7 protein-coding genes are annotated in these 7,470 nt (G+C 71.9%); 5 read left to right on the plus strand and 2 right to left on the minus strand.

The window, feature by feature from the left end; genetic code table 11:
* Window positions 1-45 precede the first annotated feature (45 nt).
* Entirely contained in the window at window positions 46-2,220 is a 2,175-nt protein-coding gene (locus AC067U_RS12215) for a protein kinase domain-containing protein (RefSeq protein WP_478829546.1), read from the minus strand.
* A 106-nt stretch (window positions 2,221-2,326) separates the two neighbouring features.
* Between AC067U_RS12215 and AC067U_RS12220 the strand changes: the two genes are divergently transcribed.
* From AC067U_RS12220 to proC, 5 genes are all read left to right on the plus strand, one after another.
* A complete protein-coding gene (locus AC067U_RS12220) occupies window positions 2,327-2,626 on the plus strand; it encodes a peptidase (protein ID WP_478829547.1) in 300 nt (99 codons plus the stop codon).
* Window positions 2,627-2,712: 86 nt separating this feature from the next.
* On the plus strand, window positions 2,713-3,237 hold the full coding sequence (locus AC067U_RS12225) for a hypothetical protein (protein WP_478829548.1): 525 nt from the start codon (window positions 2,713-2,715) through the stop codon (window positions 3,235-3,237).
* Window positions 3,238-3,316: 79 nt separating this feature from the next.
* Entirely contained in the window at window positions 3,317-4,168 is an 852-nt protein-coding gene (locus AC067U_RS12230; protein WP_478829549.1) for an ABC transporter ATP-binding protein, read from the plus strand.
* Window positions 4,165-4,917 (plus strand): ABC transporter permease, encoded by a 753-nt coding sequence (locus tag AC067U_RS12235; protein WP_478829550.1) that lies wholly within the window; start codon window positions 4,165-4,167, stop codon window positions 4,915-4,917. Before AC067U_RS12230 ends, AC067U_RS12235 begins: the two co-directional genes overlap by 4 nt.
* 112 nt (window positions 4,918-5,029) lie before the next feature.
* Entirely contained in the window at window positions 5,030-5,839 is an 810-nt protein-coding gene (proC, locus tag AC067U_RS12240) for a pyrroline-5-carboxylate reductase (RefSeq protein WP_478829551.1), read from the plus strand.
* Window positions 5,840-5,893: 54 nt separating this feature from the next.
* Here the strand turns inward: proC and trpS are convergent, their stop codons facing one another.
* On the minus strand, window positions 5,894-6,880 hold the full coding sequence (gene trpS / locus AC067U_RS12245) for a tryptophan--tRNA ligase (RefSeq protein WP_478829552.1): 987 nt from the start codon (window positions 6,878-6,880) through the stop codon (window positions 5,894-5,896).
* Window positions 6,881-7,470 lie beyond the last annotated feature (590 nt).

Consider the following 7,470-nt stretch of genomic DNA (forward strand, 5'->3'; position numbering starts at 1 on the left):
GAACCCCGCCGCCCTCCCGGACCGGCGGGGTTCGCCGTCACGGCGTCACCACGCCCCGGGATCCGCCGCGTCCACGGCGAACACCGACCCGTCGGGCGCCATCCCGAACACCCGCCCCCCGGCGACGACCGGCGCGGGCCTGGTGCCCGCATACGTGTTGGGCCCGGTGCCCATGCGGGGATCCGTCTGCCCGACCAGCCGGCCGACGGCCGCGTCGACCGCGAGCAGCCGCCCGTCCGACGCCATCAGGTACACCCGGCCGTCCGAGGGAACCGGGTGGGAGGCGAGAGGCGCTCCGGTTTCCAGGCGCCAGAGCTCGGCCCGATCGCCCACTGCGGTCAACGTGCCTCCGGTGCCGAACACGTACATCACGCCGTCGGGTGCGACCTCCGCCTGTGGCTGCGAAATCGGCGCGGAGAGTCGGAGTGTCCGCGTCGTGCGGGTGCCGAGATCGAGACGGACGACCGCCCCCGCCCGGGATCGCTTGTCGTTCAGCAACAGGTGGAGCGTGCCCCGCGTGACACCGACCGGTTCCACCAGCCCGGGGGTCGTGACCTGCCACAGCTCGTGGCCGGTCGCCGGATCGACCGCCGAGATCCGCGTCGTCGCGGCATCAGCGCTCGGCGTGGCCACGTACAACCGCTCGCCGGCCCCGTCGCCGGGACCGACGGCCCACAGCGAGCCCACCCCCGCCACCTGCCGGTCCCAGCGGACACTGCCCGTCGCCACGTCCAGCGCCGTTACCCCGCCGTCGACGCCGATGACCAGCACCCGGTCGCCCGCGACGATCACCTTCGCGCCACCGGGCAGCCGCTTCTGCCAGCGCTCGGCGCCCGACGCGGGGTCGAGCGCGCGCAGCCTCTCACTTCCGTCCGGCACCGTGATCAGGAGCCTTCCGGCTGACCGCGGCGCACTGTTCTGGGCCGTGCCCGTCGCACTGGCGGAGCCCGCGGAAACCGACCAGGTCCGAGCACCGTTCCCGGGTTCGACACGCGCGGCTGCGATTCCGGTGGCCGAGCAGTACAGGGCACCGGAGGCCCAGGCACAGGCCGGCGTCCGGTTGGCCGCCCGCTCCTCCCCGAGCCGTACCGCCCACGGGAGGAACGACGTCGGCCTTCCCGAACCCGCAGCGGTACGGCGTTCCCCCGGCGTGGACGTGCTGACGGCGAAGTACCCGCCGAGCGCCGCGCACGCCAGCAGCAGTCCGGCAGCGGCGATCGCCATGGTCCGGTGACGCAGACCGCGCAGCCCCGACCGACTGCCGGCCGGGGGTCCGGGGGCCGGGGGCGCCGTTTCGTCCCGCGCCCGCCGGTGAGTCGGCTCGTCGGCGGGGGAGGGGGCCGAGGCCTCCGACCTGATGGGACGCCTGGGCTGCGGAATGAAGGCGCGCGTGTCCTCCGACGTCGGGTAGGCCGCCGCGCGCAGCTCCGCGATCAGTTCGTCCGCCGACGGCCGCAGGCCCGGCTCCTTCGCCAGGCAGCGCTCCACGATCCGGGCCAGCCGAGGCGGGACACCGGTGAGGTCCGGCTCGTCGTGCACCACCTGGTACGCCACGATGTACGGGCTGTCCGAGTCGAACGGCCCCCGCCCGGTCGCCGCGTGCACCAGCACCGACCCCATCGCGAAAACGTCCGCCGCAGGCCCGACCTCCCGAGGCCGCTGGAACTGCTCCGGCGCCATGAACGGCGGAGTCCCGATCAGCTTCCCGGTCTCCGTCCGCAGGTCACTGTCGTACGGACGGGAGATACCGAAGTCGATCACCTTCGGCCCGTCGGCCGCCATCAGCACATTGCTCGGCTTGAGGTCCCGGTGCACCACTCCGGCCCGGTGGATGTCCCGCAGCGCCTCGGCCAGTCCGGCCCCCAGCCGCGCGACCTCGGGCCCGTCGAGGACCCCTCCCCGCACCCGCTCGGCGAGCGTCGGCGCGTCGATGAACAGAGTGGCCATCCACGGCCGCTCGGCATCCGCATCAGCGTCCACGACGGGCGCGGTGAACGCCCCGCTCACCCGCCGCGCCGCGGCGATCTCCTGCCGGAATCGCGCCCGGAACTCCGGATCCACGGCATGTTCGCCGTGCACGACCTTCACGGCGAGCCGCAGCCCCGACGCGGAGGTGGCCAGATGCACGACGCCCATGCCGCCGGAACCGAGCACGGATTCCAGCCGGTACTGCCCGGCGTACTCGGGAAATTCGGCCTGTTCCGAACGTGCCGACCGCATCGGCAACCACCCCCGGGGGAGCCTAGTCGATGGTGCATGCGATTCAGCCATGTCCTGCTACCCTGCGCGAGTCGTCGAGCGGGACGCTCAACGGGGGGAGAAATCAATGGACATGGAGAACAAGTCGGCCGAGGCGCAGACCCTCACGGCCGACTCGGGCGACTCGTATCCGGTCGCACCGGGCTACCGGGTGAACGTCCGCAGTGGGCCCGGCACCAATTACTCGGTCGTGAAGGTCCTGCCGCTGGGTGCGTGGGTGACGATCAACTGCCAGACCACGGGGACCACGATCTCCGGCCCGTACGGCACCACGAACATCTGGGACTGCGTCGGCAACGGCCAGTTCGTCTCGGACGCCTACGTCAAGACCGGCAGCGACGGCTACGTCGCCAACCGCTGCGGCTGACCCGTCCGCGCAGCCCCGGTGGCCGGGGCCGTCCGGCACCCGGACCGCTCCGGCCGCTCCCGCCCCGGCGGGGGATAATCGCAGGCGTGAGCGACGAGCAGCAGCAGGCGCAGCAGCAGGACAAGGCCGACAAGGCCCCCGCCGGCCCCCAGCCCGAGCCGATCAAGTTCTTCGGCACCACCTGGGTGAACCACGACAACGGCTACGCCCTGCGCCGAGCCGGCATGGCTGCAGGATCCCTGATCACCGCCATCGCCGCCGCCTTCCTGTTGCGCGCCGCATACGAGGGCCTGGAGATCGGCGACGTCGGCCCCTTCCTCTCCATCTCGGTCGTCGTCCTCTTCGCGATCTCCAGCGCCATCGCCTTCTTCAAGACCTGGGAATCCTTCAAGAGCCGCCGGCGGCCGTCCTCCGACGAGGCGTCCCTCAAGGGCCTGAAGATGATCGGTTTCATCGGCTCGCTCATCGCGTACTTCCTCCGCTGCCTCCAGGAAGCCCCCGGCGAGGCGCTGCACCGCGCCGAGTACGAGAAGGCCCTCACCGAGTACACCCGGCGCCGCAGCGCCCGTACCGGCAACCCGGCCGCCCGCCGCCCCAAGCGCAAGAAGTAGTCCGGAAGCGCAAGAAGCCGTCCGGCCGGAGCGTCACCACCATTGACGCCCCGGCACCGCCAGGAGCAATATTCATCACATGAGGAATATTGAAGGCGGCCAGCCGCTCGAACCCCCCGACGGCCCTCCTGACGCAACACCCGACGGCCCACCCGCCGTCCGCGCCCGCGCCCTGACCGTCCGCCGCGGTACCGGACGGACCCTCCACACCGTCATCGACGGCATCGACTTCGACGTCCCCCGCGGCCGCATCACCGGCCTCCTCGGCCCCTCCGGCTGCGGAAAGACCACCCTCATGCGCGCCGTCGTCGGCACCCAGGCCCACGTCACCGGCACCCTCGACGTCCTCGGCCACCCCGCCGGCCACCCCGCCCTCCGCTCCCGCATCGGGTACGTCACCCAGGCCCCCTCCATCTACGACGACCTCACCGTCCGCCAGAACCTCGACTACTTCGCCGCCGTCCTCAACCCCGGCCGCGCCGCCGCCGAATCCCGCCGCGCCGACGTCGACCGGGCCATCGCCGACGTCGACCTCGCCGCCCACACCCACGCCCTCGCCGGCCGGCTCTCCGGCGGCCAGCGCAGCCGGGTCTCCCTCGCCGTCGCCCTCCTCGGCACCCCCGAACTGCTCGTCCTCGACGAACCCACCGTCGGCCTGGACCCCGTCCTCCGCCGCGACCTGTGGAACCTCTTCCACGAGATCGCCCGCACCCGGGGCACCACCCTCCTCGTCTCCTCCCACGTCATGGACGAGGCCGAGCGCTGCCACGACCTCCTCCTCATGCGCGAGGGCCGCATCCTCGCCCAGGACACCCCCGACGCCCTCCGCGCCCGCACCCGGTCCGAGACCGTCGAAGCCGGCTTCCTCCACCTCGTCGACGAGGCGAACCTCCGCCGGGCGAGCCTCCGCCCCCGGGAGCCCCAGCCATGACCGCCACCACGTACAGCACGGCCCGCACCACCGCCACCGCCGTCCGCGTCCTGCGCCAGCTCCGCCACGACCCGCGCTCCATCGCCCTGATGCTCGCGGTCCCCGTCCTGATGCTGACGCTCCTGCGCTACGTCTTCGACGGCAGCCCGCGCACCTTCGACGGCATCGGCGCCAGCCTCCTCGGCATCTTCCCGCTCATCACGATGTTCCTCATCACCTCCATCGCCACCCTCCGCGAACGCACCTCCGGCACCCTCGAACGCCTCCTCGCCATGCCGCTCGGCAAGGCCGACCTCATCGCCGGCTACGCCCTCGCCTTCGGCAGCCTCGCCGTCGTCCAGTCCCTCCTCGCCACCGGCACGGCCCTCTGGGTCCTCGGCCTCGACGTCGTCGGCTCCCCCTGGCTGCTGCTGCTCGTCGCCCTGCTCGACGCCCTCCTCGGCACCGCCCTCGGCCTGTTCGTCTCCGCCTTCGCCGCGTCCGAGTTCCAGGCCGTCCAGTTCATGCCGGCCGTGATCTTCCCCCAGCTCCTCCTCTGCGGCCTGTTCGCCGCCCGCAACACCATGCAGCCCCTCCTGGAAGGCATCTCGAACGTCCTCCCCATGTCCTACGCCGTCGACGGCATGAACGAGGTCCTCACCCACACCGACATGACCGCCACCTTCGTCCGCGACGTCCTGGTCGTCGCCGGCTGCGCCCTGCTCGTCCTCGCCCTCGGCGCCGCCACCCTCCGTCGCCGCACCGCCTGACCGGCAGCCCCCGGCCCCCTGACCACGCATCGGACAGCCCACCCCGGACCACGGCCCGGGTGCGAGGATGACGCCGTACGAGCTTTCAAGACGTTCGGCGAGGTGAGTCCGCATGACCCAGACAGTCGCAGTCCTCGGCACCGGCAAGATCGGCGAGGCCCTGCTCAGCGGCATGATCCGCGGCGGCTGGCCCGCCTCGAAGCTCCTGGTCACCGCCCGCCGAGCCGAACGCGCCGAGGAACTGCGCACCCGCTACGGAGTCGAGGCCGTCAGCAACGCCGAAGCCGCCAAGCGCGCCGACACCCTCATCCTCACCGTCAAGCCGCAGGACATGGGCAAGCTCCTGGAGGAACTCGCCCCGCACGTCCCCGCCGACCGCCTCGTCATCAGCGGCGCCGCCGGCATCCCCACCTCCTTCTTCGAGGAACGGCTCGCCCCCGGCACCCCCGTCGTGCGCGTCATGACCAACACCCCCGCCCTCGTCGACGAGGCCATGTCGGTCATCTCCGCCGGCAGCCACGCCACCGCGGCCGACCTCGCCCACACCGAAGCGATCTTCGGCGGCGTCGGCAAGACCCTCCGGGTCCCCGAGTCCCAGCAGGACGCCGCCACCGCACTCTCCGGCTCGGGCCCGGCGTACTTCTACTACCTCGTCGAAGCCATGACCGACGCCGGCATCCTCCTCGGCCTGCCCCGCGCCCAGGCCCACGACCTCATCGTCCAGGCCGCCATCGGCGCCGCCGTGATGCTCCGCGACAGCGGCGAGCACCCGGTCAAGCTCCGCGAGGCCGTCACCTCCCCGGCCGGCACCACCATCAACGCCATCGTCGAGCTGGAGAAGCACGGCGTACGGGCCGCCCTCATCGCCGCCCTCGAAGCCGCCCGCGACCGCAGCCGCGAACTCGCCTCCGGCAACAGCTGACCGGCAGCGGGGCCCCGCACCCGCGGGGCCCCGCCGCCCGACGGCCACCGGCCTTCAGGGCACGAGCAGCCCGATCGCCTCGTAAGCCCGGTCCACCACCGGCCGGGCCAGGCCCCGGGCCCGCTCCGCCCCCGCCCGCAGCACCCGCTCCACCGCGGCCGGATCCGCCGCCAGTTCCGCGTGCCGCTCCCGCACCGGCCGCAGCACCTCCACCACCGCCTCCGCGACGTCCCGCTTCAGCGCCCCGTACCCGTCGTACTCCCGGGCCAGCCGCTCCGGGTCCCCGCCCGTACAGGCGGCCAGGATGTCCAGCAGGTTCGCCGCCCCCGGCCGCGCCACCCGGTCGTACACGACCCCGCCCTCGTTGTCGGTGACCGCCCGCATCACCTTTCGCGCCACCGTCTCCGGCTCGTCGAGCAGATAGACGATGCCCGGACCGGAGTCATCGGACTTCCCCATCTTCGAGGTCGGCTCCTGCAGGTTCATCACCCGCGCGGCCACCGGCGGCAGCGTGGCCCGCGGCACCGTGAACGTGTGCCCGTACCGCTGGTTGAACCGCACCGCCAGATCCCGGGTCAGCTCGACGTGCTGCCGCTGGTCCTCGCCCACCGGCACCTCGTCCGTCCCGTACGCGAGGATGTCCGCGGCCATCAGCACCGGATAGGTCAGCAGCGACAGCCGCACCTGCTCCCCGGAGGTCCGCGCCTTCGCCGTCTTCTCCTTGTACTGCACCATGCGGCGCAGCTCCCCGTCGGACGCGGTGCACTCCAGCAGGTACGCCAGCCGGGTGTGCTCGTCCACGTGGCTCTGCACGAAGAGGGTGCACCGCTCCGGGTCCAGCCCTGCGGCCAGCAGCAGCCCCGCAGCCTGGCGGCTCAGCCGCCGTACCCGTGCCGGATCGTGCTCCACGGTCAGCGCGTGCAGGTCGACGACGCAGAACAGCCCGTCGTCGGGCGCGGCGACCCATTGCCGTACGGCGCCCAGGTAGTTGCCCAGTGTCATGTGCCCGCTCGGCTTGATCCCGCTGAAGACCCTTGCCATGTCCGTCGTGCTCCCTGTCGTTGTCGGTGGCTGCCGGTACTCGGCGACCGACTGCCCAGGGGCAGAAACACGAACGGCCGCCGAGGCGGCGGCCGTGGAGCGCATGCGTGCTCGCGTCGAAGGTGGGCCGCCGTCAGGCGGCCCACCAGCGAAGGCTGAGCGCGAGTGCATGCGTGGTCATGGGGCCCAGCGTAGAGCCGAGCGGCGGCCCCTGCCCGGGGTTTGATCAGGGAGCCAGGACGGGGGTTGACACAGACTTCCGAGGTCCGTAAAGTACTCCGAGTTGTCCGACGTGAGCGTCGACTCCGGTCGGTCCCCGGACAGCCATTCCGCACCACTCATTCGAACGAACGACGCACTTCGTCGTCTCGTTTTCATGCGTATTTGCGAATGAGGAATCCGTGTCCGAAAGACACGGCCACCGATTAGGTCGGGGGCAAGGATTCCGCTAAGGTCTCACCTCGTCGGAACGGCTCAACGAGCCAGGAAGACAAACCCGCTGACTGGGAGTCAGGCCCGCAAGGATCTGATAGAGTCGGAAACGCCGAAAGGGAAAAGCGCGAAAGCGCCGGAACCGGAAAGCGCCGAGG

It is taken from the genome of Streptomyces sp. NPDC043853 (assembly GCF_056436025.1).

Coding starts and splice junctions, on each gene's coding strand:
- AC067U_RS12215 (WP_478829546.1), bottom strand. CDS start 2,220: ATGCGGTCGGCACGTTCGGAACAGGCCGAATTTCCCGAGTACGCCGGG.
- AC067U_RS12220 (WP_478829547.1), top strand. CDS start 2,327: ATGGACATGGAGAACAAGTCGGCCGAGGCGCAGACCCTCACGGCCGAC.
- AC067U_RS12230 (WP_478829549.1), top strand. CDS start 3,317: ATGAGGAATATTGAAGGCGGCCAGCCGCTCGAACCCCCCGACGGCCCT.
- AC067U_RS12235 (WP_478829550.1), top strand. CDS start 4,165: ATGACCGCCACCACGTACAGCACGGCCCGCACCACCGCCACCGCCGTC.
- proC (WP_478829551.1), top strand. CDS start 5,030: ATGACCCAGACAGTCGCAGTCCTCGGCACCGGCAAGATCGGCGAGGCC.
- trpS (WP_478829552.1), bottom strand. CDS start 6,880: ATGGCAAGGGTCTTCAGCGGGATCAAGCCGAGCGGGCACATGACACTG.